This window comes from Methanobrevibacter curvatus (genome assembly GCF_001639295.1).
In the GTDB taxonomy this organism is placed as follows: domain Archaea; phylum Methanobacteriota; class Methanobacteria; order Methanobacteriales; family Methanobacteriaceae; genus Methanoflexus; species Methanoflexus curvatus.
Genome location: NZ_LWMV01000118.1, coordinates 1 through 851 on the forward strand (window position 1 = coordinate 1; position 851 = coordinate 851).

Consider the following 851-nt stretch of genomic DNA (forward strand, 5'->3'; position numbering starts at 1 on the left):
GCTATGCCATCACTATCATCATTGGATGTAGTGTCTATGACTATGCCATCACCGTCAGTATTAGTGATTTTATTTTTTTTTACTTCTAAGTTTTTGGAGTTGGATGTATATATTCCAGATCCTCTTACATTGTCAAGGTTATTTTCTTCAATAGCAGTATTTTCAGTGTTTTCTGTATAAATCGCGTCGCTTTCAACATTGTTGACATTGTTTCCTTTAATTTTGGTATTGTTTAATCCAGAAAGGTAAATGCCAAAATTTGCTCCACTAATATTGTTGCTATATATGCTCACATTTTCAGATTCTCTAACAAAAATGGTTCCATCATTAATATTTAAAATTGTATTATTTTCAATATTTAGTCCTTTAATATTATTAAATTCAAGAGCTGTATCCAAATTATCAAAAGTATTGTTAATTATGGAAATATTGCTTAAATCAGAAGCAGCAACTCCCACATTATAATTCAGTATAGTAAATCCTTTAATTAATACATTGTCTCCAAAAATAGTAAATACATTCATAGTAGGCTCATCACCAATAGATCCATCAAAAACAACACCTACATCCCCGATAATAGACATGGTACGACCAATAAACAAATCAATTCCACCATAAATGCCACCTAAACTAGTAGAATTAAAATACAAAACATCAACACCAATATCATTATCCAAAACATTCTGAATATCCTCATTAGTCCAAGACTCATTAACAAACAAATAACTAGCACTAACAGAAGATATAGAAAATGCTAAAACTATGAAAATCATCAAAATCATCAAAATTCTTTTATTACACAACATTTTAATCACCTTTAAGCATATAAATTATATTATAAAAATAGATTA

General features: G+C 28.4%; 1 protein-coding gene. It reads right to left on the reverse strand.

Annotation, left to right across the window (positions count from 1 at the left end):
- A partial coding sequence (locus tag MBCUR_RS03125) for a right-handed parallel beta-helix repeat-containing protein (RefSeq protein ID WP_157077619.1) occupies window positions 1-806 on the reverse strand: 806 nt, incomplete at its 3' end.
- Window positions 807-851 lie beyond the last annotated feature (45 nt).